The sequence below is a fragment of the Pseudorhodoplanes sp. genome, assembly GCF_059499825.1.
In genome coordinates this window covers 445474-469668 of the sequence record NZ_JCABZI010000010.1, presented here as the reverse complement: position 1 = coordinate 469668, position 24195 = coordinate 445474, and the positions used below count along the sequence as shown (strand labels likewise).

Annotated in this window: 21 protein-coding genes; 11 read left to right on the top strand and 10 right to left on the bottom strand. The window is 63.3% G+C overall.

The features are described 5' to 3' along the window. Window positions 1-14 precede the first annotated feature (14 nt). Window positions 15-791 (bottom strand): TerC family protein, encoded by a 777-nt coding sequence (locus AC5I5I_RS15955; RefSeq protein ID WP_495974799.1) that lies wholly within the window; start codon window positions 789-791, stop codon window positions 15-17. Between the two features lie 119 nt (window positions 792-910). After that, the gene (ndk, locus tag AC5I5I_RS15950) at window positions 911-1333 is read right to left on the bottom strand and encodes a nucleoside-diphosphate kinase (RefSeq protein WP_495974747.1); all 423 of its coding nucleotides are present in this window, start codon (window positions 1331-1333) and stop codon (window positions 911-913) included. A gap of 236 nt (window positions 1334-1569) precedes the next feature. Here ndk and AC5I5I_RS15945 point away from each other — a divergent pair, with 236 nt between their 5' ends. Further along, complete coding sequence (locus tag AC5I5I_RS15945; protein WP_495974745.1) at window positions 1570-1773, top strand: hypothetical protein; 204 nt, start codon at window positions 1570-1572, stop codon at window positions 1771-1773. A 294-nt stretch (window positions 1774-2067) separates the two neighbouring features. Further along, window positions 2068-2292, top strand: coding sequence for a hypothetical protein (locus AC5I5I_RS15940; RefSeq protein WP_495974743.1), 225 nt, complete (start codon window positions 2068-2070; stop codon window positions 2290-2292). 116 nt (window positions 2293-2408) lie between these two features. Here AC5I5I_RS15940 and AC5I5I_RS15935 read toward each other — a convergent pair whose 3' ends face one another. After that, window positions 2409-3194, bottom strand: a complete 786-nt coding sequence (locus AC5I5I_RS15935; protein ID WP_495974741.1) for a cyclase family protein — start codon at window positions 3192-3194, stop codon at window positions 2409-2411. 155 nt (window positions 3195-3349) lie between these two features. Here AC5I5I_RS15935 and AC5I5I_RS15930 point away from each other — a divergent pair, with 155 nt between their 5' ends. From AC5I5I_RS15930 to AC5I5I_RS15920, 3 genes are all read left to right on the top strand, one after another. Then, window positions 3350-4309 carry a Bug family tripartite tricarboxylate transporter substrate binding protein gene (locus AC5I5I_RS15930; RefSeq protein WP_495974739.1) on the top strand — a complete coding sequence of 320 codons (960 nt, stop codon included), beginning with the start codon at window positions 3350-3352 and terminating at the stop codon, window positions 4307-4309. Window positions 4310-4498: 189 nt separating this feature from the next. Beyond that, window positions 4499-6634 (top strand): amidohydrolase, encoded by a 2136-nt coding sequence (locus tag AC5I5I_RS15925; protein ID WP_495974737.1) that lies wholly within the window; start codon window positions 4499-4501, stop codon window positions 6632-6634. Between the two features lie 427 nt (window positions 6635-7061). Beyond that, window positions 7062-8939, top strand: coding sequence for an ABC-F family ATP-binding cassette domain-containing protein (locus AC5I5I_RS15920; RefSeq protein WP_495974735.1), 1878 nt, complete (start codon window positions 7062-7064; stop codon window positions 8937-8939). Window positions 8940-9019: 80 nt separating this feature from the next. Here the strand turns inward: AC5I5I_RS15920 and AC5I5I_RS15915 are convergent, their stop codons facing one another. From AC5I5I_RS15915 to AC5I5I_RS15895, 5 genes are all read right to left on the bottom strand, one after another. Continuing rightward, complete coding sequence (locus AC5I5I_RS15915) at window positions 9020-10006, bottom strand: tripartite tricarboxylate transporter substrate binding protein (RefSeq protein ID WP_495974733.1); 987 nt, start codon at window positions 10004-10006, stop codon at window positions 9020-9022. A 238-nt stretch (window positions 10007-10244) separates the two neighbouring features. Next, window positions 10245-10640, bottom strand: a complete 396-nt coding sequence (locus AC5I5I_RS15910; RefSeq protein ID WP_495974731.1) for a hypothetical protein — start codon at window positions 10638-10640, stop codon at window positions 10245-10247. 416 nt (window positions 10641-11056) lie between these two features. Continuing rightward, complete coding sequence (locus AC5I5I_RS15905; RefSeq protein ID WP_495974729.1) at window positions 11057-11509, bottom strand: DNA polymerase III subunit chi; 453 nt, start codon at window positions 11507-11509, stop codon at window positions 11057-11059. Further along, the gene (locus AC5I5I_RS15900; protein ID WP_495974727.1) at window positions 11506-12897 is read right to left on the bottom strand and encodes a S10 family peptidase; all 1392 of its coding nucleotides are present in this window, start codon (window positions 12895-12897) and stop codon (window positions 11506-11508) included. Before AC5I5I_RS15900 ends, AC5I5I_RS15905 begins: the two co-directional genes overlap by 4 nt. A gap of 21 nt (window positions 12898-12918) precedes the next feature. Continuing rightward, the gene (locus tag AC5I5I_RS15895; protein WP_495974725.1) at window positions 12919-14415 is read right to left on the bottom strand and encodes a leucyl aminopeptidase; all 1497 of its coding nucleotides are present in this window, start codon (window positions 14413-14415) and stop codon (window positions 12919-12921) included. Between the two features lie 361 nt (window positions 14416-14776). Between AC5I5I_RS15895 and lptF the strand changes: the two genes are divergently transcribed. The 6 genes from lptF to rsmA all read left to right on the top strand — a co-directional run bounded on the left by lptF (window position 14777) and on the right by rsmA (window position 22597). Beyond that, the gene (gene lptF / locus AC5I5I_RS15890) at window positions 14777-16096 is read left to right on the top strand and encodes an LPS export ABC transporter permease LptF (RefSeq protein WP_495974723.1); all 1320 of its coding nucleotides are present in this window, start codon (window positions 14777-14779) and stop codon (window positions 16094-16096) included. 49 nt (window positions 16097-16145) lie between these two features. After that, window positions 16146-17198: an LPS export ABC transporter permease LptG gene (gene lptG / locus AC5I5I_RS15885; protein WP_495974797.1), complete on the top strand. Its 1053-nt coding sequence runs from the start codon at window positions 16146-16148 to the stop codon at window positions 17196-17198. Continuing rightward, window positions 17198-19684, top strand: a complete 2487-nt coding sequence (locus tag AC5I5I_RS15880) for an LPS-assembly protein LptD (protein WP_495974721.1) — start codon at window positions 17198-17200, stop codon at window positions 19682-19684. The genes lptG and AC5I5I_RS15880 overlap by 1 nt, the downstream gene beginning before the upstream one ends. A gap of 144 nt (window positions 19685-19828) precedes the next feature. Beyond that, window positions 19829-20731, top strand: a complete 903-nt coding sequence (locus AC5I5I_RS15875) for a peptidylprolyl isomerase (RefSeq protein ID WP_495974719.1) — start codon at window positions 19829-19831, stop codon at window positions 20729-20731. Window position 20732: 1 nt separating this feature from the next. Further along, on the top strand, window positions 20733-21752 hold the full coding sequence (pdxA, locus tag AC5I5I_RS15870) for a 4-hydroxythreonine-4-phosphate dehydrogenase PdxA (RefSeq protein ID WP_495974717.1): 1020 nt from the start codon (window positions 20733-20735) through the stop codon (window positions 21750-21752). Continuing rightward, window positions 21752-22597, top strand: a complete 846-nt coding sequence (gene rsmA / locus AC5I5I_RS15865) for a 16S rRNA (adenine(1518)-N(6)/adenine(1519)-N(6))-dimethyltransferase RsmA (RefSeq protein ID WP_495974715.1) — start codon at window positions 21752-21754, stop codon at window positions 22595-22597. Before pdxA ends, rsmA begins: the two co-directional genes overlap by 1 nt. Before the next feature lie 2 nt (window positions 22598-22599). Here rsmA and gmk read toward each other — a convergent pair whose 3' ends face one another. Next, window positions 22600-23271 (bottom strand): guanylate kinase, encoded by a 672-nt coding sequence (gmk, locus tag AC5I5I_RS15860; protein ID WP_495974713.1) that lies wholly within the window; start codon window positions 23269-23271, stop codon window positions 22600-22602. After that, window positions 23268-24155, bottom strand: coding sequence for a YicC/YloC family endoribonuclease (locus AC5I5I_RS15855; protein WP_495974711.1), 888 nt, complete (start codon window positions 24153-24155; stop codon window positions 23268-23270). The genes gmk and AC5I5I_RS15855 overlap by 4 nt, the downstream gene beginning before the upstream one ends. Window positions 24156-24195 lie beyond the last annotated feature (40 nt).

Genomic DNA, 24195 nt, shown 5'->3' with positions numbered 1-24195 from the left:
GCGCCATCGGTTGACTAACGCTTGTGCGGAAACTCCTCCGGCCCGGGCGGGTCGACCACCAGCGGTGCCTCCAGCAGCCTCTTGTGCTGGTATTGGCGCAGCCAGTAACCGAACGCGAGCACGAACAGGGCACCTGTCGCCGCCGCCCAGTAATGCAGGCTGTGCATCTGGTCCGGTGTCAGAATGCGCTCCAGCGCGGGATCCTTGGCCATGATGTCGCCCGCGACCCAGCCCAGCAAGGCGGCGCCGGCCCAGACCAGGATCGGGAACCGGTCGAGCAGTGACATCAGCAAGGCCGAACCCGCGACGATAAGCGGGACCGAGGTCACCAGACCGAAAATGATCAGCGCGGTCTTGATCTGCTCGGCATGCGCCGGGTCGACCCGGATGCCGGCGGTTTCCGCCGCTGCCGCGATCGCGATCACGTTGTCGAGGCTCATCACGATATCGGCGATGGCCACGATCCGTACCGCGCGCCAGAGATTGTCGGCCGCGGCGATCTTGCCGTCACCGTGATCCTCCTCCGGAACCACCAGCTTGACCGCGACCCAGACCAGCAGGATGCCGCCCACGAGTTTGAGGAACGGGTAGCCCATCGCCTGCGCCACCACGAGGGTGAAGACAATGCGCAGCAGCACCGCGACGCCGGCGCCGAGGACCATGCCCCAGAACCGCTCTTTCGGCGGCAGCATCCGGCAGGCGAGCGCGATCACCACCGCGTTGTCGCCCGACAGAATGATGTTGATTCCGATGATCTGTCCTGCGGCCACCCAGAAGGCCGGCGACAGCATGTCCGCCCACAGCGATCCCACCCAGATACCCCTTTTGCGAAAACGAGCTTGTGGGTATCTACGACTGTATATCTACGAGGGCAACTCCCTGTGTCGTCTCGACCGATAGGAAACTCCTATCAGCCGACGATCTCGTTTCCGGAGAAGAACTGGGCGATTTCCTGGGCGGCAGTGTCCGCCGCGTCCGAACCGTGAACCGAATTCTCGCCCACCGACTTCGCGAATAGCTTGCGGATGGTGCCGTCGGCCGCCTTGGCCGGATCGGTCGCGCCCATGATCTCACGGTATTTCGCGATGGCGTTGTCGCCTTCCAGCACCTGCACCACCACCGGCGCCGAGGTCATGAATTCGACCAGCTCGCCGAAGAACGGCCGCGCGCGATGCACACCGTAGAAGGTCTCGGCCTCGGTCTTCGACATCCGGATGCGCTTTTGCGCAATGATGCGCAGACCCGCCTTCTCGATCACGGCGTTGATCGCGCCGGTCAGGTTGCGCGCAGTGGCGTCCGGCTTGAGAATCGAAAAGGTGCGCTCGATCGCCATGGATGACGTCCTCTAAGGATACTGGAAAATGAAGCCCGGAATGGGCGCGAGCGGCTTATAGCCATGCCTCTGTGCCACGGCAAGGCGGGGTCTGCGGCGAGCGGCCGCACCGGGACGCGGCGCAAGCCTATGAATTCGCGGCGCTTTCCACCGCAGGACCGGCTTCGAACCTTTTCCGGACAGGGCGCGACTGACGATCAGGATGTGACAACACATCCATCACAGGAGAGACCCCCATGTTCCGCAAGACCATCCTTGGACTGGCTGCCGGTGCCGCGCTCGTGACTGCCGCGCTCGCCCCGACTGCCGCGTCCGCCCACTATTACGGCTACAAGAGCTACGGCTATTACGGCGGCTACAACAACTACTACAAGCCCTATTACGGCTATCGTTCGTACAAGCCGTACTACGGCTATCGTTCGTACTACCGTTACTACTAAGCACGACGCGCCTCGTGGCGCCGTGCTGACCCGGCCTCCATGCGAGGCCGGGTTTTTTTGTTTCTCTCGCTGACGACGACCGCTTTTGAGAACGCGTCACGTAAGAGCAACGGGCTTGCATGCGAAAGCGACGCACGCCGCCAACGCACCCTGCCCGCCCTGACGTCCACCTTGCACAACATGTCGCAGTCATCATTGCGCAAGTTTAATCGGCACGGCCGAACGCAGCTCTCTCCGCGCGCGACTGATCTTCACGGGATGCAATCAAGCATCCATCCCAAAGGAGAGAACACAATGCTTCGCACCACCGCCATCGCGCTCGCCGCTCTTGCCACCGTCGGCATTGCCTCGCTCGCGACTCCGTCCTCGGCCGAAGCTCACGGCTGGAAGGGCCCGCATCATCGCCACTGGCATGGCCATCACATTCACGTCCGCCCGGTCTATCACAGCTGCTGGCGCCGCGTGTGGGTCAACACCTATCACGGCGGGTTCTGGAAGCGCATCAACGTCTGCTACTGATCACGCTCAGTTCGGACGATCCTGCCGGGAGGCAGAGAGCCCCGGATCCCTGAACGGGACCGGGGCTTCTTCTTCGCAACGCTTGCGCAGGTCGCAGCGAACGTGGAGCAGAACATTCACACCAGTGCGATCAGCCGCACCGGTCCGCCGGTCGCATCCTTCACCTTCGGCGCACCGACAACCAGCGTCGCTCCGGCGGCGGGCACCTGATCGAGACCGGCGACATTTTCCAGTCCCCATCTGCCGGACGGCAGCCACAGATAATGCGTTTTGAAATCCTTTGACGCGCCATGGTCGAGCGACAGCGTGTCGACTGCGAGCCCCGCCGCCTTGCGCTCGGTCATCAGCCATTGCGCGGCATCGGGCGACACGCCAGGAAAATGAAAGCTGCCCGCCGCGTCCTTGCCGGTGAACTTCGCCTCATCGGTGACGTATCGCGCCCAGCCGGAATGCATCGCGACGCAGGCATTGTCGGGAATGCGGCCGTGCTTTTTCTCATAAGCCTCCAGGTCGTCGCGCGTCATCTGGTAATCGGCGTGCTTCGCCGCCTGTTCCGATACATCAACCACCGCGAGCGGCACCACAAGGGATGCGATGTCGATGCGGTCGGCGGTCGCGCCATTCTCCGAAAAGTGAATCGGCGCATCGAGATGCGTGCCGGCATGCTCCATGAGCTGCCATACATACGAGTTGAAGCCGTCCTTCTTCAGCTCCGCCTGCCGCTTCATTTCGATGCCGGGCACCCCGAAGAAAGTCGGGAAAGCGGGCGACATCGTGTGCGTGAGGTCGATCGCGCGGCTGAACTTGCGCTCCTGCGCCAGCGCGGGCGAAGGCACAACTGCTGTTGCGGCAAAAGCCGTCACCGCCGCGCCCGCGAAAAATCCGCGGCGGGTCAACGCCACACGCACCGCTTCCTCACATCCTGGAACGCACATTGGCTCCGCTCCTGATTGGCACGTCTCAGGATCGCGCCCGCCGCGGGGGATGACAAGCCTATCCTGCTTGCGTCAGGCGATACTCAAAAGTATCGTTGCTCCGGACAGAACAGAGGAAAGCGATGCTCATCATCCGTCGTTCCGTCGTGACCTTGTGGATGCTGGCGCTCGGCATCGTCCCGGGCTTCGCTCAGTCCTGGCCCACCGGCAATGTGACGTTCCTCGTCCCCTACGCGGCGGGTGGCAGCGCCGACATCGTCGCCCGTCTTATTGGTCAGAAACTGCAGGAACGCATCGGCCGTCCGGTCGTGATCGACAACCGCCCCGGCGGGTCGGAAATGATCGTTACCGAAGCCATCGCGCGTTCGGAACCGGACGGGCAGACCATCGGCATTTTGTCGAATGCGATCGCGATCAACGAGACCCTCGTCCCCAACCGCCGGTTCGATCTCGATCGCGACATTTCGCCTATCGCTCGGGTGATCGAGCTACCCTTCGCTCTGATGGTGCACCCGTCGGTGCCGGCCCGCAGCGTCGATGAATTCGTCAAATATGCAAAAGCCAATCCGGGCAAACTGAATTACGGCCATCTCGGACCGGGCAGTCCGCACTTCTTCAAGATGGAATGGTTCAAGCGCAATGCGGGCATCGACATCGTCGCCGTGCCCTACAAGGGCGCGGCACCGGCTTACGCAGCCCTGGTCGCGGGTGAAGTGCAGGTCATCGCATCCGGTCTCGGCGCCGCGACACCATTCCTCGATGCCAAGCAGGCGATCGCGCTCGCGGCCTTCTCGTCCAAACGCCCGTCATCGCAACCGGACCTCCCGACCATCGCCGAAGCCGGCTTCAAGGACTTCAATCTGAAGTCATGGATGGGGATTTTCGTACGCAAGGGCACGCCGCCCGAGATCGAACAGAAGCTCGAAACCGCGGTGCTCGAGGCGCTGACCGATCCTGACCTGAAAGTCCGGCTGGACAGACTTGGGCTCGACATCTCCCCGATGCGCAAGGATGAATTCCCAGTCTTCGTCCGCGCCGAGGTGAAGGCGTGGGAAGATATCGTCAAGGCGACGCAGAAATAGAAACAGACATCGTTCCACGCGCCGACGTCTCGCTTGGATAACGACGCATTGCGGGCGGCCATTGCTGTCCCGTGCCTCTCCGGACATGCGGCAACACGCAGCACGGACGGACAGGCCCCGCGTATGATCTCCCCTCAAGAATCAGGCTACCCCTGTCACGTACCGCGAGGTCTTGCAGGGAGCATGTCCGTGCCGAACAAACCGAAGCTCGGCCTTGTCGCCGCACTTGCCTGCATGGCCATGCTGCTGAGCGACATTCGGTCTACTGCCGACGCCCACGGCACGCATCACCGTCCGCGCATTGGCGCAAGCCACAAGACCCCGAGCGGCGCGCCCGAGACCTGGGGCACCTATTGCATCACCGAACTTGCGCCGCTGTTCCGGGAAGCGATTCAACTGGCGCAGGCGAACCAGTCGACGCCGCCTGCAATGGCTCCGGCTTTGACTCCTGCCGTAAATTCGAGCGCGCCCGTGGCCGCAAAAAGCCAGCCCGCAGGCAGTGTGAATATCAAACCGATGTTTCCGGTGCCCGCCCAGAAGGTGACGCCGCAGCCGTCGAACATCCCGCTGCTGCAGCCGCTGCCGCCCTCGCTATCGGCCAAGCCGCAGGAAACCACCGAGAAGATGACGATCTTTGTCGCGCGCAAGATCGTCACCATGGATCCGGGCTGGCCGACCGCCACCGCGGTGGCGGTGAAGGACGGCCGCATCCTGTCGGTCGGCACGCTGGACGACATGCAGCCCTGGATGAAGCGCTTCCCGTATGAGATCGACAAGCGCTTCGCCAAGCAGGTGATCTATCCGGGCTTCGTCGAGGCGCACGGCCATCCGGTGATGGGCTCGGTCGCGATCAGCCTGCCGCCGCTGACCTATTTTCCGCTGCGCAATCCTTACGGACCGGATTTTCCGGGCGTGAAGACCCGCGACGACGCAATCAAGGCGCTCCGAAAATACGTCAAGGAGGCCAAGCCCGGCTCGACGGTGCTGACCTGGGGCTATGACGTGGTGGCGATGGGCGGCGAGATGCCCGATCGCGACCAGCTCGACGCGATTTCCAAGACCCAGCCGATCATCGTCTGGGATGCGTCGGAGCATTACGTCTTCGCCAACACTCCGGCGATCGAGAAATACGGCATCACCAACGAACTGGTGGCCAAGACCATCGGCGCCGGAAAAAATCCGGACGGCTCCTCGAACGGGCAGTTCCTCGGCACCGAGGCCGCCAAGATCATCATGCTGAAGCCGCTGGCCGAGGTTCTCACCCCGGAAGAAGGCATGCGCCGGCTGCGCTATCTCGGTGCGCTGATGCAGCAGGCGGGCATCACCACCACCGGCGACCTGTTCTATGGCGGCGTTAATCTCGAACTGGAGAACATGCTGACCCGGGACTATTTCGGCCGGCCCAATTCCATCGCCCGGATCGTGCATGTCGCCGACGGCGCCACTTTCCAGGAATTGTTCGGCGACCGAGCCGTCGAGGAAGTCACCAAGCTGCGCTATACCAGCAACGAGCGGCTGATCTTCAACGGCGTGAAATTCTACGCCGACGATGCCTTCGTCTCGCTGGGCATGGAGCTGCAATATCCCGGTTACATCAACAACGACCGGTTCAAGGGCCTGTTCATGTATTCCTCGAAAGAGGCGTTCCTGAACGCGATGCGGCCGTGGTGGAATGCCGGCTTCCAGATCCACGTCCATTCCAACGGCTCCGGCGGCAACCAGATCACGCTCGATGCGCTGGCCGCCCTGCAGGCCGAGACCCCGCGCTTCGACCACCGCTTCTCGTTCGAGCATTTCGGGATTTCGAGCACCGCACAGGTTCGCCAGGTCAAGGCGCTGGGCGCAGTGATCTCGACCAATCCCTATTACGTGTCGGAGCGCGCCGATCTGAATGCCGACTATATCGGCACCGATCGCGCCTCCCTGGCCGCGCGGATGAACACCGTCCTCAAGGAAAATATCGTCCTGTCGCTGCATTCCGACACCCCGGTCGGCGTGCCCAGTCCGCTCTATGAGGTCTGGACCGCGGTGAACCGGATCGGCGAATTGTCGGGAAAAGTTCATGCGCCGGCCGAGCGGGTACGCAATGTCGAGCGCGCGATGCGGATGGTGACGATCGACGCGGCCTATACGCTCGGCGTCGACGACCGCGTCGGCAGCATTGAGGCCGGCAAGTTTGCCGACTTCGTGGTCCTCGACAAGGACCCGCAGGAGGTCAGCGCCAGGACCATCAAGGACGTCAGGGTGATCGCCACCATCACCGCCGGCCGCACGATGCTGACGTCAGAGACCGTCAAGCCGGACTGGACCTTGCCGCCGCTGTGATTTGGGGCCCGCCGGCAACGTCCGGCGGCGACGGCAGCAGATCTCGAAGCCCTAGACAGCATTCGGCCCGGGAAGAGTGTGTCTGCCCGGGCCGATGTAAAACTCTGAAGTAGACGGTTACTTCTTTTTCTTCTTCGCAGCTTTTTTCTTCTTGGCCTTTTTCGCCATAGCGTCCTCTTTCGGTTTGAGGTGATACGCCACTCGAGCAGCCGGAGGGCTAGCCCCGCAGCAATCTCCAGTGATTCGCGAAAAGAGTCACTGTCATCGATATGTCTTGAGTCATCCCCGCATTTCTTTTCCTCATCGAAATGGCGTTTTGGCATGGACCGTGACGGGAATCGCCGCGAACCGGCCATCCCACCGGCCGCCGGCGGCCGCCTGCTGACCCGTTGATCTCTCGCCGGGTATTCGCCACAAGGCGCGCAGCATGCTGACCATCGAAAACCTTTCCGTCCGCGTCGCCGGGCGCCTACTGATCGACGAAGCCACGGTGCGGGTCCCCGCCGGCAGCCGCACCGGCCTTGTCGGCCGCAACGGCACCGGCAAGACCACGCTCTTCAACGTCATCACCGGCGACCTGGCACCTGAATCCGGCAGCCTGACCGTGCGCCAGCGCGCCCGGGTCGGTCGCCTGCTGCAGGAAGCGCCGAGCGGCCCGGACAGCCTGATCGATGTCGTGCTGGCCGCAGACCTGGAGCGGTCTGCGCTGCTGGCCGAGGCCGAACACGCCACCGATCCGGACCGCATTGCCGAGATCCACACCCGGCTCGCCGATATCGATGCGCATTCTGCCCCGGCGCGGGCGGCGGCGATCCTGTCCGGTCTGGGCTTCTCGACCGCGGACCAGGCCCGCGCTGTCTCGGAATTTTCCGGCGGCTGGCGGATGCGGGTCGCCCTCGCCGCCACGTTGTTCGCCGCCCCCGATCTCCTCCTGCTCGACGAGCCAACCAACTATCTCGATCTCGAAGGCACGCTCTGGCTCGAAGACCACCTTGCCCGCTACCCGCACACCGTCATCGTCATCAGCCATGACCGCGACCTGCTGGACAATGCGGTGGATTCCATCCTGCATCTGGAGAACGGCAAGCTCACCTTCTACCGCGGCGGCTATTCGTCGTTCGAGCGGCAGCGCCGCGAGCGCCAGATGCAGGACGCGAAATTCGCCAAGAAGCAGGAAGCGCAGAGGAAGCACCTGCAGGCGTTCGTCGACCGTTTCCGCGCCAAGGCCACCAAGGCGCGGCAGGCGCAGTCGCGGCTGAAGATGCTGGCGCGGCTCGAGCCGCCGGCCGCCATGGTGAACGACGACGTGCGCCCGATCGTGTTGCCGGCGCCGGAAAAAACGCTGTCGCCGCCGATCCTCGCGCTCGACAGCGTGTCGGTCGGTTACGAGCCGGGCAAGCCGGTGCTGCGCAACCTGTCGCTGCGCATCGACGACGACGACCGCATCGCGCTGCTCGGCGCCAACGGCAACGGCAAGTCGACGCTGGTCAAGCTGCTGGCCAATCGCCTGGCCCCGATGAACGGCCGCATCACCCGCGCCGACAAGCTGCGGATCGCCTATTTCGCCCAGCACCAGCTCGACGAATTGCGGCCCAAGGACAGTGTCTACGATCACGTCCGCCGGCTGATGCCCGACGATCCGGAAGCGAAGGTGCGGGCCAAGGCGGGCGCCATCGGCTTCTCAGCCCAGCGAGCGGATGCGGCAGTCGAAACCCTGTCCGGCGGCGAGAAGGCGCGGCTGATGCTGGGGCTGGCCACGTTCGGCGGGCCGCATCTGATCATTCTCGACGAGCCCACCAACCATCTCGATATCGACAGCCGCGCGGCGTTGATCGAAGCCATCAACGATTATCCGGGCGCGGTGATCCTGGTGTCGCACGACCGCTATCTGCTGGAAGCCAGCGTCGACCGGCTCTGGATCGTGCAGAATGGCGGCGTCGCGAGTTACGACGGCGATCTCGACGATTATCGCCGGCTGATCCTGTCCGGAAAGTCCAGCGACACGCGCAACAATGCGTCCGCTGCCGGCGGCCAGAAGCCCGGCGCCGAGATTCGCAAGGCGTCGGGGGAGAAGCGCGCCGAGCTTGCGGCGTTGCGCAAGCGGATTTCCGCGGCCGAGCAACTGACGAAGAAACTGTCCAGGGACATCGAGACCATGGACGCGAAGCTCGCCGATCTGTTCGCGAGCGATCCGGTCAAGGCGGCGCAGCTTGCGAAGACCCGCACCGAGGCAGCAGCGCAACTTGCTGCCGCCGAGGAGGAATGGCTGAACGCCAGCGCGGAACTCGAAACGGCCTCGCTGTGACGAATGGCGTGCCGAAGGCACGCCATTCCAATGCCGTCCAGCTCAGGTTCAGGGCTTGGCCCAACGCGTGGCGCTGAGACCTATTGCTGGATTTTCGCGTCCTTGATGACCTTGGCCCACATGTCCAGTTCGGCGCCAATCCGCGCTTTGGCTTCAGCCGGCGTGGTCCCGAGCGGAGAAAAGCCGAAAGCGTCGAGCTTTTGCACCACTTCCGGGTTCTGCACCGCCTTGACGATCTCTCGCTGCAGCATGTCGACGATCGGCTTCGGCGTGCCGGCCGGGGCAAGAGCGAGAAGAATGGTTTCCGCCTCCTGACCGGGCAGACCAGCTTCCGTCATGGTCGGCACGTCCGGCAATTCCGACGTTCGCTTCGGGCCGACGATCGCGAGCGCGCGCAGGCTTCCGCCCTTGACCAGCGGAATGGCGGGCGGCAGCGCCGCAAACACGATCGGCGTGTGACCGCCGACTGCGGATTGCAGCGCGGGCCCACCGCCGGCGAACGGCACATGCACCATGTCGAGTCCGTAGGCTTGCTTGAACATCTCGCCTTGCAGATGCGGGGTCGAACCGACCCCGGCGGACGCGTAGCTATGCTTGCCCGGCTCCTTTTTGACCAGTTCGATCAGATCCTTCACCGACGTGATCGGCTGTCCGGGATGGACCGCAAGAATGCTCGGCGACGCGCTGATGATGGTGATCGGTTCGAAGCCTCCGACCGGATCGTACGGGACCTTCTGCAAACCAGGATTGATCAGGAAGCTCGAACTGGTGAGCAGGATCGTATAGCCGTCGGGCGCAGTCCCCTGCACCATGGCGGCGCCGATATTTCCGGCCGCCCCGCCGCGATTCTCGACGAAGAAATTCTGCCCGGTATTCTCCGACAGTTTCTGCGCCAGCAAGCGACCGACGACGTCCGCAACACCGCCCGGAGGAAACGGCAGCAGGATCTTCACCGGACGGTTGGGGTAATTGCCGTCGGGCGTGCTGCCGCCCTGACTTTGCGCGCCGGCGGCGCTGGCTAACAGCAACGCGGTCGCGATGAATGCAGCACGCAAGATCGACTTCATCTCAATTCCTTTCAGACGCGGCAGTCGCAAGAATTATGCAGAGCACAAAAGCAAGTCCCGGGCCATGGCCGATATCGCTGTCGCATGGCGAGAAGCAGTAGGCCGGTATCCGGGCCTGACATCAAGCGTCTCGCAAGAGTAAGCGCGACGTGATTATCGATAGGAACGATCTGGCGGCATTCGAACCGCCGGCACTGCCACAGGTTGTGCCTGCAGCGCAGGATGCAACGTGACGAGGTTATTGCTGCGCGCCGCGAAGCGGCATCTGCTGCGACGTAGAGGACGCTTTTTTCGGTCTGGACGATCGCACCGGTTTCGCCGCCGGCACATCGACGCGTTCGATCGAGACCAGGCGTCCGCCGCGGAAACGGTACAGTCCGGGCCAGGAGCCGCGCATGACCGTCACCGTGGTGACGCGGTCGGTACCCTCGGCGGAGATATTGAACGTATCGGGTGCGCCGGTCCGCTGCAGGATCTCGCATTCGGTCATCCCGAGCGCGACACCGCCCTGAACCGCCGGCAACGGCCCCTGCCCGGCCAGCGCCTCACCCGCATCTGCCGGCGGAGCTACACCGTCGGTCGCGGCCGCAAGGGCACAGGATCCATCCGGATTGATCAGATCGTTCTGGGTCACAGCGCGTGAGGTCCGGGCCCGCGCCTGGTTCCCCTTCGCCCATTCGGGCGTCGCGAATACATCAGACACCTTTGCGGTGGGTTGCGGGGCCTCAGTACTCGCACAGGCGGACAGCAGCAGCAGCGCTGCAAACGGCACCGCCGTCCACGCCACACGCCTTGTTCTCACGCCATCTCGCACAACAGGCCCCCGGCTCAGGATCATCCCCAATCGACCGAACCCGGATTGTTAGTCAGCAACATGGCGATGATCAACGCACCGGCGCCGAAAACCTGCCGGGCTCGTTAACTTGGCCGCCGTCCGGCCCGATTTTCTCTTCGAAAACCGTAACTTTTATAATGACTTACAGAGCCGCTTGGTTCGCAGTGCGGCAACCGGGGATGTCGGCTCCGGCCACGCGGAAATGGGCTGCCCCCTCACGCCTTCTGCACCCAGCGGCCGCTGTCGTCGGGTTGCCAATAGCTGGCGTCATGGCCGCCGGCCTTGGCCTGCGTCCATTGCTCGCGCGCGCGCGCGACCAGATCGTCGTCGGTGCCGTCGAAGATCAGCACCAGCCGTTCGTATTGCGACAGATCGGCGGGCAGAGGCGCGCCGTCGATCAGGAAACGGACGGTGGCGTTGTTCAAGTTGCTCTCGTCGGCGGTGAGCAGAACCGGCTGATCGGCGGCATCGGGATTGCCCGACACGCCATGCGGCAGAAAGCTGTCGTCGCGATACGTCCACAGATGCGCGTCAAGCGCCTCGATACGCTCACCGGACGTGGCCTGCACCACGACGCGCCATCCGCGCTCGATCGAAATTTCGAGCAGTTGCGGCAGCACCCGTTCCAGCCGCTGCTCGAGCAGATGATAAAACCGGATTTCAGTCATGGCTGTTTCAGCATATGGCCGAAGAACGATTCCGCGTCGCGCCTGAACTGGATGCGGGACTCGTCGCGGCTGTAGAACATATGCCCGCCACGATAGTTGCGCTGCTCGATGCGTCCGCCGAAATCCGGAAGCTGCGCGAGGATCAGCATGCTTTCGAAATACGGCGTCTGCAGATCGGAATAGCCGTGCGCCACCAGAACGCGCAGGCCCCGGTCCAGCGACAGCATCCTGCGCAACGCGGTGACGGCTTCCGGCATGCCGTGCCCGTCGCTCCAGCGCCAGTTCTCGAAGACGACATCGTTCGACACGACATAAGGGAGCGGCGGCGGCTTGCCGTTGTTGCGAAGCAGATTTCCCATGGCCGTGGTCAACGGCGGCTTTAATGCCGCGAGAAACGGATCGGCAAAATCGGGACGCGGCGTCGATGGATCGGGATCGTCGGCGGCAACCGCCGGATCGTAGGACGAGATGACCTTGCCGTCGCGCCGCGCCGCCTCGCGCACGAACAGGGTTTCGTCGATCCGTCCCCTTGCGGCTTCAACCACCGCTTTCGGCAACCCGGTAATCGCGGTGACGCGAATGACCATGCGCTGTAGCGCCTCGCGGTCGCGCGGGCCCTTGAGATAATCGTCGACGAACGCGGTTCTCGCATAATCCTGTACGGCGCTAAGCTTCTGCGCGTCGAATGCACCTTCGCTTTCCATGCGCGCCGCCGCAAACGACGGCAACAGCGTCATGTACGACACCGGCGACCCGCGCGCATGATAGCGCCAGCCATAATCCAGCACCGGCGACACCAGGATCAGCCCATTGAGCGCGACGCCATGCCTGCGATGCAAGGCGTCGGCAATGCGCGGCGCCCGCAGGCCGCCATAGCTCTGGCCGACAATGACCTTCGGCGCATTGGCGCGATCGTGCTGGCGCAGCCAGGTCGCGATCGCGTCGGACAAAAGCTCGATGTCGCCGTCAACCGACCATACGCGTTCCTTTGTTTTGGCGTCGTTGCGAACGAGGCGCCCCTGGCCGGCGCCGGGTGGATCGAGGAAGACCAGATCGGTAAAGGCGAGCCAGCTTTCATCGTTGGCGAGCAGCGGCCGCAATGCGGACGCCGCGCCCTCGAATGCGATCCGCGACGGACCGAGCGCGCCGAGATTGAGATAGGCCGACGAGGTGCCGGGTCCGCCACCGATGACGAAAGCCACCGGACGAACGCTGCCCTGCATCGGTGCGCGCGTGAAGGCGACGACGCCGGTCTCCGCATCGACGCGTCCATTCTCGCCGCGCACGGCGATCCGCTCCGTGACCGGCGGTTCGGCGGGCTGCGCCTGCAACGGCAGCGGCAGCGGCAGCGCCAAAGTCACAGCGACGGCCGCGGCTGCCAACCTCATCGCGGCGCGATCCGCATGCGGCTATTTCTCGTAGGAATCGGCCACCAGCCGATCGAGCAGCCGCACGCCGAAGCCGGATCCCCAGCTCTTGTTGATGTCGCTTTGCGGCGACCCCATCCCCGTGCCGGCGATGTCGAGATGCGCCCAGGGCGTCTTGTCGACGAAGCGCTGCAGGAATTGCGCGGCGGTGATCGCGCCGCCCATGCGGCCGCCGGTATTCTTCATGTCGGCGAACTTCGAATCGATCTGCTTGTCGTATTCCGGCCCGAGCGGCATCCTCCACAGACGCTCGCCGCTGAGCTTCCCGGCTTCTACGAGCCTTTCCGCGAGCTTGTCGTTGTTGGAGAACAGCCCGGCATATTCGTGCCCGAGCGAGACGATGATGGCGCCCGTCAGCGTCGCCAGGTCGACCATGAATTCGGGCTTGTAGGTCTTTCCGACATACCAGAGCACATCGGCCAGAACGAGCCGGCCTTCGGCATCTGTGTTAATGATTTCAATGGTTTGGCCCGACATCGAGGTAACGATATCGCCCGGCCTTTGGGCGTTGCCGTCGGGCATGTTCTCGACCAGACCGATGGCGCCGATGGCGTTCACCTTGGCCTTGCGCGCGGCCAGCGCATGCATCAGGCCGACCACGCAGGCGGCCCCGGCCATATCGCCCTTCATGTCCTCCATGCCGGCCGCCGGCTTGATGGAGATGCCGCCGGTGTCGAAGGTCACGCCTTTCCCTATGAATGCCAATGGCTTGGCGCCCTTCTTGCCGCCGTTCCAGCGCATGATCACGACCCGGCTTTCACGGATCGATCCCTGGCCGACGCCAAGCAGCGCGTTCATCTTCAGCCGGGCCAGCTCCTTCTCGCCGAGAATCTCGACCTCACACCCGACCTTGCGCAAGGCACTGGCGCGCCTCGCGAATTCCTCCGGAAACAGGATGTTGGCGGGCTCGTTGACGAGGTCCCGAGCCATCATCACGCCGTCGGCGATGGCCTCGCGTGCCGCAAACGCCTTGCGGGCCTTGTCCGGCGAAGCCGTCTCGATGGTGAGCCGCCGCTGCTTCGGGGCATCATCGCCATCCTTCTTTTTCGTCTTGTAGCGGTCGAACGAATAGGACCGCAGCGTCGCCCCGAGCGCCAGATCGGCCGCCTGGTCCGCGGAAAGCGACCCGTCCGGAAACTCGGCCAGAATCGCGACCTCGGCCGCCGAGCCAGGCGCGCGCCCGAACGCTCCGCCGCCGATTTTCACCATATCCTCGGTCTTTTCGTCGGACTTGGCGCCCACTCCGATGACCAGAAGCCGCGAAACCTTCAGTCCGGCGGGCGCGATCAGGTCGAGCGCTGAGCCGCTCTTGCCCTTGAAGCCGTCGGTCGCGGCGGCACGCGCAACCAGATCCCCGGCCGGCGCGAGAAGTCGGCGGGTTTCCGGGCCGAATTTCAGGTCGGGGCCGGCGAAAACGATCAGCACGCCCTTGTCCGGCGCTGCGTAAGACGAAAATCCGGTCTTGAGGGCGCCGGCCATAGCTTTCGTGTCCTGTCATCTGGTTCGAGCGGGCCATCTTTATGACCCCGAACCGGGACTCAGGAAATGAAATTCGTGGCCACCGTCCCGGCCTCGGACCGATCGGACCCCCGCGGCCGGGCGGCCCCGGTCAGGGGTCCTTAACCATAACGGAACCTGACCGCAGAAGGATCGTGATACGGAAGCCACAGGAGCGTAAATCTTGCTGCCGGGTTAACTTTTTTCGATGCATTTTCAACAGCTTTGCCTTGGCTGGGCCACTTTATGAATCGATCATGAAAGTTCTGCGGGGAATGGCGGGGGAAGCCGTTCGCCGCAGGCGCCAAAGGTCCAGCCGGACCCGCGGACGGTATCAGGGGGAATGTCGGAGCGCATGGCTTCGCTTGGGTCTGGATTGCTGAGGCTGCCGTTCCGGCCGCGCTTGCCGCGTATGCCGGTCGGCTGGCCGCGTTTTAGCGTCGGCCTGCCGCAAATACCGGGCTTCGGCGCGATCAATCGCTACATTTTCAGCACCACATTCGGCGCTTTCGCTATCGTCCTCTTCAGCCTCACCTCCGTGATCTGGATCACGCAGGCGCTGCGCGACATCGACCTCATGACCAGCCGCGGCCAGACCGTCCTGGTCTTTCTCGGGATTACCGGCCTAGTGATTCCGATGCTGGTGCTGGTCATCGCGCCGATCGCGCTGATGATCGCCGTCATGCATTCCATCGGCCGGCTTTCAAACGATTCGGAACTGATCGTCATGAATGCCGCGGGCATGTCCCCGTGGGCGCTGTTTCGGCCCTTCCTCATCATGGCGGTCGGGGTCAGCGCGGTCATGACGGTGATCGGAAGCTGGCTCGGGCCGCTCGGGCTGCAGACTCTGAACAGCTGGGCAAACGAAGTCCGTGCCGATCTCGTCACTAACGTGGTGCAGCCGGGCCGCTTCAACGGGTTCGAGCGTGGGCTGGTTTTCCACGTCCGCGAACGCCAGGCGAACGGCGTTCTGCTGGGTGTTTTCGTCGACGATCGCCGCAATCCCAAGGAACGCGCGACCTTCCTTGCCGAGCAGGGAACCATCGTGAAGGACGACCGCGGCACCTTCCTCGTGCTGGAAACCGGCAGCGTGCAGAGACTGGAAATCGTTCAGCGCCAGAAAGGGCAAAAGGGCCCGCCCCCACAGAAAGATCCGACCATCGTGAAATTCGAGCGTTATGCGCTCGACCTCGAGCAGAGCAATAGCGGCCAGCCAGTCCAGCGCACCTCCGCGAGAGACCGTTTCTTCTGGGAATTGCTCAATAACGATCCCGAGCAGTCCAAACTGCAGCCGGGCCAGGTCCGCGCCGAGTTACACGACCGGATCTTCGCTCCGATCTATCCGATCGTCTTCACCATCATCACCTTTGCCTATCTTGGCGCGCCGAGAACCACCCGGCAGGGCCGCGCCATGTCGGTAGCCGGCGCCTCGATCGTCATCGCCGTAATTCGGCTGATGGGCTTCGTCGCGATCGTCCTGTGCGTGCGCTACCCTTGGGTCCTGGCACTTCAGTACCTGCTTTTGGCCATAGCGACCGGACTGGGGCTGTATGCGATCCACCGCGGGCTCGAGATCGAGCCGCCCGCCTTCGTCACCGATGCGATCAGCGCCATTGGCGAGAAATTCTCGCGCCTTGGCCGATCCGCTTCGCCGGCAACCTGACGGGGGCCTGGCTGTGCGCGTTTCGCTGACACTCGGGCGCTATTTCGGGATGCGGTTCCTGGTCACCGCACTCGCCGTCTTCGGCGGCGTGATCTTTCTGGTCGCCCTGCTCGATTCGGTCGAACTGATGCGCCGCACCGCGAACAATGAGAACGCCACCGCATTCGCGGTCATCAAGCTGTCGTTCTTCCGGGTGCCGATCATCGCCGAGCGCATCATGCCGTTCTGCGTCCTGATCGGCGCGATGTCCTGCTACCTCAGCCTGTCGCGGCGTAACGAACTCGTGGTGGCGCGGGCGGCGGGCGTTTCGGCCTGGGAATTCACCGCCCCCGCGGTGGTTGTGGCACTTCTGCTCGGGGTGTTTGCCACCATGGTCTACAACCCGGTCGCCGCGAACCTCCAGGAGCGATCGAAGCGCTACGAGGTCGAAATCTTCGGTCAACGCGAGTTCGGGCTGCAGGAATCCGGTTTCTGGGTCCGTCAGAAGAGTTCGGACGGTCAGTCCATCATCAATGCGCAGAAGAGTCGGGAACAGGGCTTGCGGCTTGAAGGCGTCACGATTTTTACCTTCGACGACCAGGGCCGCTATCAGGACCGGATCGAGGCACGCTCCGCGGTCCTGCGCGATGGCGCATGGGATCTGAGCGCGGCGCGCGTCTATCCGAGCAACGCACCCCCGACGGTGCACGAGAGTTACGCGCTCAAGACCAATATTTCGCGCGAACAGGTGCGTGAGAATTTCGCAACACCGGAAACTTTGACGGTTTGGGAGTTGCCGGAATATATCCGACTCGCGGAGAATGCCGGCCTCGCTGCGGCAGGTTACCGGCTGCAATACCAAAAGTTGCTGTCTCGGCCCTTCCTGCTCGCGTCGATGGTGCTTTTGGCCGCCGCATTCAGTCTTCGCTTTGCCCGTATGGGCGGCGTACAAAAAATGGTGCTGGGCGGCGTGCTGTCAGGTTTTTTCCTTTATGTTCTCTCGAAAATCACCGAGGACATGACCAAGACTGAGCTATTGTCGCCGGTGACGGCGGCTTGGGCGCCAGTTCTGGTTGGGGGTCTGACGGGGTTTTTGGTGCTGCTTTATCAGGAAGACGGGTGATGGCGTTGCGTAATCCGCCCCGTCCCGGATCGTTCGGCCGCGCCATGCTTGCCGCGGCGTCGATAACTATTGCCGTGGCCCTGATCGGGTCCGCGACGGTTCTGCCTGCGTCGGCACAAACGGACTTTTTCCGGTTCGAGCCGCGTCCGCAGTCCGCAAAAAAGCCGTCCCCGATCACCGCTCCGAAAGCGGCGGGCGACAAGCAGATGATGGTGCAGGCCACCGAGGTCCAGTACGACCACGTCAATGAGCGTGTGAACGCGATCGGCAACGTGCAGATCTACTACGGTGGCTCGACCGTCGAAGCCGACAAGGTCATCTATAATCAGAGGACCAAGCGGCTGCGGGCCGAAGGCAATGTGCGCCTCACCGAACCGGGCGGTAACATCACCTATGGCGAAATTCTCGAACTGAACGACGACTACCGCGATGGCTTCGTCGATTCGCTGCGGGTGGAGACACCCGATCAGACGCGTTTTGCCGCCGCCCGCGTCGACCGCAGCGAGGGGCGTTATTCGGTTCTGCAGAGCGGCGTCTACACCGCCTGCGAAGCCTGCAAGACCGACCCGCGCAAGCCGCCGCTCTGGCAGGTCAAGGGCGCTCGCATCATCCATGACGAGCAGGAGAAGATGATCCATTTCGAGCAAGGCTCATTCGAGTTGCTCGGAACCCCGATCGCCTATTTCCCCTATTTCTCGACCCCCGACCCGACGGTGAAGCGCAAGAGCGGCTGGCTGATGCCGGTATTCTCCACCACGACCAAGCTCGGCTTCGTGATGGAGGCTCCCTATTTCTGGGCGCTGGCGCCGAACTACGACCTGACGCTCATCCCAAGCGTGTCGACCAAGCAGGGTCCGTTCATGCAGGCCGAATTCCGACATCGGCTGATGAACGGCGCCTACGCGATCCGCGCTGCCGGCATCCGGCAGTTCGACAAGGACGAGTTCATCCACACCAATGGCGAGCCGACGCCCGGGTATCGCGACTGGCGCGGCGCGATCGAATCGAATGGCCAGTTCGGCCTCAACCGGCGCTGGGTCTGGGGCTGGGATGCGCTGCTGATCTCGGACAAGACTTTCTATCAGGACTATCAGGTCCAGACGTTTACCAAGGATGCGCGCAGTCCGTTCCAGAACAACCAGATGGAAGGCGTGTCGCAACTCTACCTGGTCGGTCGCGGCAATCGTTCCTATTTCGACGCGCGCACCATCTACTATTACGGCTTCTCCGAATTCGACAATCAGAAGCAATTGCCGATCATCCATCCGGTGATCGATTACAAGTACACGGTCGCTCAACCGGTGCTCGGAGGCGAACTCGGCTTCCGGTTCAACTTCACCAGCGTGTCCCGCGAGACCGCCGATTTCGATCCGATCAATACGAAAGCTTCGGAGCTGGGCTATTGCGGCTTCAACACGGCGGACCCCGCCATCAAGAACACCAATAACTGCGTGTTGCGTGGAGCGCCCGGCAGCTACTCGCGCTTCTCGGCTGAAGCCAACTGGAAGCGGTCGATCACCGACCCGTTCGGGCAGGTCTTCACGCCGTTCTTCTCGCTGCGCGCCGACCTGGCTTCGGTCAATCTCTCGAATGAGCCGGGCGTGTCCAACTTCATCCAGACCAACGACACCGGTCAATTCCGCGGCATGCCGGTTGCCGGTTTGGAATACCGCTATCCGCTCATCAACGTGCAATCCTGGGGTACGACGATCGTCGAGCCGATTGCGCAGGTGATCGCGCGGCCGGACGAAAGCAAAATCGGAAAGCTTCCCAACGAGGACGCACAGAGCTTCGTATTCGACGACGGCAACCTGTTCCGGGTCGACAAGTTTTCGGGCTGGGATCGCGTCGAAGGCGGCGGTCGCGTCAATTACGGTGTGCAGACCACCACCCAGTTCAATCAGGGCGGCTACGTCAACATCCTGTTCGGCCAGTCCTACCAGCTGTTCGGCACCAATTCCTTCGCGGTCGGTGACGCGACCAATACCGGCCTGAACAGCGGCCTCGACACCCGCCGCTCGGATTATGTGGCACGCATCGCCTATCAGCCCGACCGCATCTTCACCTTCACGACGCGGTACCGCTTCGACGAGCAGAATTTCGAAATGCGTCGCTTCGAGCTGGAAGGTCGCGCCAACTTCGACCGGCTGTCGCTCCAGGCGCTGTACGGAAATTACGACAAGCAGCCAGAGCTCGGCTTCCTGACGCGGCGCGAGGGAATCCTCGGCGGCGTGTCCTATAAGCTCAACCAGAATTGGGCCGTGCTGGCGGCCGCGCGCTACGACATTGACGCTTCCAGTTTCGACCAGACCCGCCTTGGACTGGGTTATATCGACGATTGCCTTATCTTGGCCCTGAATTACATCACGAGTTACACATACAGCGGCAATCCGACGAAGGACCATAAGCTGATGCTGCAACTGAGCCTGCGAACCCTCGGAACCACCGCGGGCTCGACCGGGGTTCCGGGCGTCGGCGGGCTGTAAGGGTCCGGCTCCGGCGTCCGCTCACAATGGACCGCTGATTGGAGCGGTCTTCGGATTCGGGACACCAGCTGGGGCGCGACGGAGCGCGCCGCGATTAACCTGGACGATTCGATGATGCAAAACAGACAAGCAAGACCAGTGGCCGTGCATGCGATCCTGGGCGCGCTGGTGGCGACGGCCCTCACGATCGCGATCCCGGCACCTGCACAGGCGCAGATCGTCCTCTATGTCACGGGTCAGCCGATTACAGCTTACGATATCGAACAACGCAGCAAGCTGATTGGCCTCGGCGGCAAGCCCAAATCCCGCAAGGAGGTCATCGACGAACTGATCGACGACCGGATCAAGGTCTCGGCGGCCAAGCGCTTCAATTTTGAAATGAGTCAAGCCGAGGTGGACACCGCTTACGCCGGTATCGCGCGCAATGCCGGAACCACCACCGAACAATTCAGCAAGATGCTGGAAGGCCGCGGTGTCAATCCGAACACGCTCAAGGCGCGGCTGAAGGCCGACATGACATGGAGCCAGATGGTGCGTGGCAGGTTCGGAAAGTCGCTCAACCCGTCGGAGAAGGATATCTTCGAAGCGGAAATGAAGAGCGACCAGAAGGAAGCCGGAGTCGAATACACCTTGCACCCCATCACCTTTGTGGTCCCGCGTGGCTCGCCCGCCGGTGTAGTCGAAGCGCGCAGGCGAGAGGCTGAAGCGCTGCGGCAGCGCTTCCAGGCCTGCAATACCGGACTTTCTTTCGCGCGCGCCTTGCGCGAGGTCGTGGTGAGGGCACCGGTGCGGCGCAACTCCGCGGATCTGAGCCCGGCCCTGCGCGAGGTTCTCGCCAAAGTCGAGGTCGGCAAGGTGACACCGCCCGAGGTTACCGAAGGCGGCGTCGAGGTTTTCGCTTTGTGTCAGAAGAAGGAGACCAATTCGGACTCCCCGACCAAACGGAAGGTGCGCGACGAAATCTTTCAGCAGCGATTTCAGAGCCGCGCCGATGCCTATCTGAAAGAATTACGGTCGCAGGCCATGATCGAATACAAGCAAGATTGAGATGCGCGCACTTGCGCTGACCATCGGCGAGCCGGCCGGCATCGGCTGCGACATCGCGCTCGCCGCCTGGACGATGCGGCGCGAGCACAATCTCCCCGCCTTCTACCTGATCGCCGACCCCGATCATGTCGCAGCGAGGGCCCAACAGATCGGGATCACGGTTCCGCTGGAAACCGTCACTCCGGAGCAGGCCCATGCTCGTTTCGACACCGCCTTGCCGGTGGTGCCGCTCGAGCAACGCGCCACGGCGCTCCCCGGCCGGCCCGACGATACCAGCGCAACGGTTTCGCTCGCCTCGATACGGCGGGCTGTGCGGGACGTGATCGACGGACGCGCCTCGGCCATCGTGACCAATCCGATTGCAAAAGCGGTGCTCTACCGGGCGGGCTTCCCGGATCCCGGCCACACCGAGTATCTGGCCCGGCTCGCCAACGAGATGATGGGCGTCGTCGCGACCCCGGTGATGATGCTCTGGTGCCAAGACCTGGCCGTGGTTCCGGTAACGATCCATGTGCCGTTGCGCGCGGTTCCCGACCTGCTGACGACGGACCTGATCGTGGAGACCGGCCGGATCGTGGCGCACGATCTGATCCATCGCTTCGCCATAAAGGCGCCGCGCCTCGCGATCGCCGGCCTCAATCCGCATGCCGGCGAAGACGGACTGATCGGTGACGAGGAAAAGCGGACCATCCGCCCGGCGATCGAACGGCTCGTCGAACTGGGAATCGATGCACGCGGCCCGCTGCCTGCGGATACGCTCTTCCACGCGGCGGCGCGCCGCGGCTATGACGCGGCGTTGTGCATGTACCACGATCAGGCCCTTGTAGCGATCAAGACACTCGCCTTCGACGAGGCCGTGAACGTGACGCTGGGACTGCCTTTCGTGCGCACCTCGCCCGACCACGGCACCGCGTTCGACATTGCAGGGACAGGACGCGCCAATCCTGAAAGCCTGATGGGGGCGCTCACACTCGCGGCACGGCTTGCGGCGCATCAGCCCGCTTCGCTCTCGGCCGCATGATGATCGCGATCGACGGACTGCCGCCGCTCCGCGACGTCATTCGCAAATACGACCTGACCGCCAAGAAATCGCTCGGCCAGAATTTCCTTCTGGATCTCAACTTAACGGGCCGGATCGCGCGCGCGGCGGGGCCGCTCGCGGGCGTGACGGTCATCGAGATCGGGCCCGGGCCGGGCGGGCTGACACGCGCCCTTCTGGACCACGACGCCGCCCGTGTGATCGCGATCGAACGTGACGCACGGGCCATCGGCGCATTGCAGGAAATCGCCGCGCATTACCCAGGCCGGCTGGTAGCAGTCGAAGCCGACGCGCTTGCCTTCGACCCACGCCCTCATATCGGTCAAGGTCCGGTCCGCATCGTCGCCAACCTTCCCTACAATATCGCCACCGTGCTGCTGACGGGCTGGCTCGAAATCGAGGATTGGCCGCCCTTCTACGATCGCCTGGTTCTGATGTTCCAGCGCGAGGTCGCCGAGCGGATCGTCGCGGCACCGAACACCAAGGCCTATGGGCGCCTGTCGGTGCTCGCACAATGGCGAACGCAGCCGAGAATCCTGTTCGACATTGCCCCCTCCGCCTTTGTGCCGCCGCCGAAGGTCACGTCGTCGGTGGTCGAACTGATCCCGCGCAGCGAGCCCGACCCCTGTGACCGGATCGCATTGCGGCGGGTTGCCGAGGCAGCGTTCGGCCAGCGGCGCAAGATGCTGCGCCAAAGTCTGAAATCGCTGGTCCCCGATCCCCTGCCGGTGCTGGAAGCGGCTGGCATTGCGCCGACCGATCGCGCCGAGGATATTCCGGTCGAGGGCTTCGTGCGGCTGGCGCGGGCCTATTCCGCGCAGGCGTAGTCCTACGGCGTAAGGGCTTTCAGGTCCGACAGCAGCGTATCGACGAAGCCCTGGATATCGTCTCGGTGCACGCGCTTCAGCCGTTCGGCGGTGAGGATGCCGCGCAGCCGCATGAAACTCTTGTCGAGATCGCGATTGACGAGCACGTAATCGTATTCCTCCCAATGCGGGATTTCCTCGGCGGCATTCTTCAGCCGCCGCGAAATGATATCGGGATTGTCTTCGGCCCGCCGCTCCAGCCTGAGCTTCAGTTCCTCGGCGGTGGGAGGCAGCACGAACACGCTCACCACGTCGGAGCGCATCGAGGCATAAAGCTGCTGCGTTCCCTGCCAGTCGATGTCGAACAGAACGTCGCGGCCCTCGTTCAGAGCCGTCTCCACCGGCTCCCGCGGGGTGCCGTAGAAGTTGCCGTGCACTTCAGCCCATTCCAGCAACTCGCTGCCGTCACGCATCAGTTCGAATTGACGACGGCTTACAAATTTGTAGTGGACACCATCGATTTCGCTGGGGCGGCGCGTACGCGTCGTCACGGAAACTGACAGCGTAACGCTGTCTTTCTTTTCCTTGTTCTCTTCGGCGAGCAGGTTACGCGTCAGCGTTGTCTTGCCCGCACCGGAGGGCGAGGACACGATCAGCATGATGCCGCGGCGGGCAATCTCGATGTTCTCGCTCATTCGAGATTCTGCACCTGTTCGCGGAACTGTTCGACCACGCTCTTCAGTTCGAGCCCGATATTGGTCAGTTCCACGTCGTTCGATTTCGCACACAACGTATTGGTCTCGCGGTTGAGCTCCTGCGACAGGAAATCAAGCCTTCGTCCGATCGCGCCGCCGCCGGCCATCAGTTTTCGCGCCTGCGCGATATGGGCCGCAAGCCGGTCGAGTTCCTCGCGAATATCGGCCTTGCCGGCGAGCAGGACTGCCTCCTGGTGCAGACGATCTGGATCGAAGCGGCTCGACGCATCTAGCAGCACGGCAATCTGATCGGCGAGCTTCTTCTTCACCGCCTCGGGCTGGCGGCCAGGTGCCGCCTCGGCGCGTGCGGAGAGCGCCGCCATCTCGTCGAGCCGCGCAGACAGAACGCGCCCGATCGCGTCGCCCTCATGCCTGCGCATTTCGGTAAGGCCCTTGAGCGCCTGCACGAAGCCCTTGACGATCGCGTCTTCAGCCGCCGCCTTCTCTTCCTCGGACTCTTCGGCATCGGCGACGTCGATCACGCCGCGCAGCCCGAGCAGCCCGTCGAGCCGCGGCTTTTCCGCATCGACCTTTCCGGACAGGGCACCGACCGCATTGATGATGGCGTTCAGCACCGGTTCGTTGATGCGCACCACCGGGGCTATGCCTTCCCGGTTGACAGTGAGCGTGGCGTAGACGTTACCGCGCGAGAGCGTCTCCGCTCCCCGCGTGCGGACTGGAATCTCCACCGCGTCGAAACCCGGCGGCAGACGCAGCCTCAATTCGAGCCCCTTGGCATTGACCGACTTGATTTCCCACGACCAGGCATAGCTGCCGCTCGCGCCATGGCTGCGGGCGAATCCGGTCATGCTCGACAGCGTCATCGGAACTCTTGGGCGCGGTGGAATCGGGTCGCCAGACCTT

Coding starts and splice junctions, on each gene's coding strand:
- lptG (WP_495974797.1), top strand. CDS start 16,146: ATGCGGTTCCTGGTCACCGCACTCGCCGTCTTCGGCGGCGTGATCTTT.
- AC5I5I_RS15945 (WP_495974745.1), top strand. CDS start 1,570: ATGTTCCGCAAGACCATCCTTGGACTGGCTGCCGGTGCCGCGCTCGTG.
- AC5I5I_RS15855 (WP_495974711.1), bottom strand. CDS start 24,155: ATGACGCTGTCGAGCATGACCGGATTCGCCCGCAGCCATGGCGCGAGC.
- AC5I5I_RS15895 (WP_495974725.1), bottom strand. CDS start 14,415: ATGGCCGGCGCCCTCAAGACCGGATTTTCGTCTTACGCAGCGCCGGAC.
- AC5I5I_RS15900 (WP_495974727.1), bottom strand. CDS start 12,897: ATGAGGTTGGCAGCCGCGGCCGTCGCTGTGACTTTGGCGCTGCCGCTG.
- ndk (WP_495974747.1), bottom strand. CDS start 1,333: ATGGCGATCGAGCGCACCTTTTCGATTCTCAAGCCGGACGCCACTGCG.
- rsmA (WP_495974715.1), top strand. CDS start 21,752: ATGATCGCGATCGACGGACTGCCGCCGCTCCGCGACGTCATTCGCAAA.
- pdxA (WP_495974717.1), top strand. CDS start 20,733: ATGCGCGCACTTGCGCTGACCATCGGCGAGCCGGCCGGCATCGGCTGC.
- AC5I5I_RS15880 (WP_495974721.1), top strand. CDS start 17,198: ATGGCGTTGCGTAATCCGCCCCGTCCCGGATCGTTCGGCCGCGCCATG.
- AC5I5I_RS15940 (WP_495974743.1), top strand. CDS start 2,068: ATGCTTCGCACCACCGCCATCGCGCTCGCCGCTCTTGCCACCGTCGGC.
- AC5I5I_RS15915 (WP_495974733.1), bottom strand. CDS start 10,006: ATGAAGTCGATCTTGCGTGCTGCATTCATCGCGACCGCGTTGCTGTTA.
- lptF (WP_495974723.1), top strand. CDS start 14,777: ATGTCGGAGCGCATGGCTTCGCTTGGGTCTGGATTGCTGAGGCTGCCG.
- AC5I5I_RS15920 (WP_495974735.1), top strand. CDS start 7,062: ATGCTGACCATCGAAAACCTTTCCGTCCGCGTCGCCGGGCGCCTACTG.
- gmk (WP_495974713.1), bottom strand. CDS start 23,271: ATGAGCGAGAACATCGAGATTGCCCGCCGCGGCATCATGCTGATCGTG.
- AC5I5I_RS15930 (WP_495974739.1), top strand. CDS start 3,350: ATGCTCATCATCCGTCGTTCCGTCGTGACCTTGTGGATGCTGGCGCTC.
- AC5I5I_RS15905 (WP_495974729.1), bottom strand. CDS start 11,509: ATGACTGAAATCCGGTTTTATCATCTGCTCGAGCAGCGGCTGGAACGG.
- AC5I5I_RS15955 (WP_495974799.1), bottom strand. CDS start 791: ATGCTGTCGCCGGCCTTCTGGGTGGCCGCAGGACAGATCATCGGAATC.